We start from the raw sequence: 1,884 nt of genomic DNA on the forward strand, positions 1-1,884 counted from the left end.
GACATTTAGTTGAGAACGCTTTCGCGAGGATTAAGCACTTCCGAGCAATATCAACGAGATATGATAAGTTAGCAAGAAATTACGCCAGTATGGTATCACTGGCGTTTACTATAATGTGGCTGCCGATGTATTGCTGAATAAAATGTGTACAGCAAAGATCAACACGCCCTAGCGATACCCAATGCGCTTTCCGCACTTCGTGTGCCTGTTAAATTAACGCTGGCAATCAATGACAGACAACGCATCGAATTTGACCAAGAGCGATTGAGTCGTTTGCCCGTGATTGAGTTAGACACGCATACGCCTTGGACACAAGGATTACAAAAATTTAAAGGCGTAAGGTTATCGACGTTGTTAGACCACGCGAATGTTCCCCGTTTTCAAGAGATAACATTACGTTCGATGAATCGTTATCAATCGCAGTTGGCATGGGATGATATAAGGCAATATCAACCGATTATTGCGTTTGAGCGTAATGGCCAACCGATGACGATACGCACTCTGGGGCCACTTTGGTTGATTTTTCCTCTGGATGATCACCCACAACTGCAATCCGAACGCTTTCATCAAGCGATGGTATGGCAACTGACTAATATTGAGATTGAACCATGAGGAGGCGTGGATGATCAGGGGTACGCGACTAAAGGTAATGCCTGTTAAGCGCATCATGCTTGTTGGCTGTATTGCTTTAATGGCGATCAGTGTGGTGATGACCACGCACAAGATCACTAGCTTATCGGATCGACTCACCAACAGCCAAAGTAAACTAGTATGGTATATGCTCAGCCTCAGCAATGAGTACGACGCGCTCATTACATTGCTACAGCGTTTCCAAAGCGGCGAAACGAGCTTTGATCACGTGGCGATTCAGCACGAGATTTTGTGGAGCCGTTTTCCTATTGCGATCGCGATGGCTAAGGAAGAAGGAAACACTCGAACGAATCCGAGCCTCCTTTTAGAAGATTTGTTTACCGATCATCAGTCGCATGAAGCAAGTTTTTATACTCTTCGCTTTTCAACACACAATATTGATGAACTGATTACGCATTATCAGCAGCAGCGAGAGCGGCTCGGGCATTACTTTAATCAGGCTCTATCGCTACCGGGTAATGGCTATCTCGATCAAACAAAGCTTCTCAATCAGCTCGGACAGCTGACAACATTAATGACCTTTGGGATGATCGCGGTCGGTGGAACCGTGTTGCTTTTAGTGGCACACGACGCCAAGCGCTACTACAAACTGGCGCGGGAAGATCAACTCACAGGGTTGAATAATCGCCATTGGCTGTTTGAAACGTTAAATCATCGTTACGGGTTGACAACCCAAGGGCTTTCTATCTTAGTGATTGACTTAGATGGATTTAAAGCAATCAATGACAATTACGGCCACGATGTCGGTGATATGTTTTTGAAATCATTGGCAAAGCGCTTTGTGGCGGAGCTTCCCTCAAATGCCGCTCTCGCACGTTTGGGCGGCGATGAATTTGCAGCGATAGTTCCTTTTGAAAACAAAACGTTACCAGAAAAAACAGCCAAATTATTGGTTGATATTGCTCACCGGCAGTCACTATTGTTGGGTTACCGTTGCCAGGCGTCTGCCAGTATTGGTGTTGCGTTTGGTTGTGGTGAAATCAATGGTCAGACGTTACTCAGTTACGCTGATACGGCTATGTATATGGCAAAACGCGAGGGCAAAAATCAATATTGCATTTACGACACCACCATGCATTCCGCTCCTGGTAAGCAACATACGCGTGTAAAACCTCGCCCGGAGGTCAGAGGCAATGACGCGGGTAACCGTTTTTCAATCAAGGGTGGCCCTGTTAGGTGCAGCCCGAATAAAAACGGCTTACCAAGCACTGATTCGTTAAAATAAGCGACTTA

At 45.8% G+C, this 1,884-nt stretch carries 3 protein-coding genes; all 3 read left to right on the plus strand.

What is annotated here, in order from left to right:
- Nucleotides 1-137, plus strand: a 137-nt coding sequence (locus DZ54_RS24525) for a transposase (RefSeq protein ID WP_164831625.1), incomplete at its 5' end; no start/stop codon positions are given.
- Nucleotides 138-144: 7 nt separating this feature from the next.
- Complete coding sequence (locus tag DZ54_RS0116815; protein WP_025675357.1) at nucleotides 145-612, plus strand: putative pterin-binding protein; 468 nt, start codon at nucleotides 145-147, stop codon at nucleotides 610-612.
- Nucleotides 613-622: 10 nt separating this feature from the next.
- Nucleotides 623-1,876, plus strand: a complete 1,254-nt coding sequence (locus DZ54_RS0116820; protein ID WP_128080568.1) for a GGDEF domain-containing protein — start codon at nucleotides 623-625, stop codon at nucleotides 1,874-1,876.
- Nucleotides 1,877-1,884 lie beyond the last annotated feature (8 nt).

It is taken from the genome of Salinivibrio socompensis S35 (assembly GCF_000513715.1).
Classification (GTDB): domain Bacteria; phylum Pseudomonadota; class Gammaproteobacteria; order Enterobacterales; family Vibrionaceae; genus Salinivibrio; species Salinivibrio socompensis.

Coding starts and splice junctions, on each gene's coding strand:
- DZ54_RS0116820 (WP_128080568.1), top strand. CDS start 623: ATGATCAGGGGTACGCGACTAAAGGTAATGCCTGTTAAGCGCATCATG.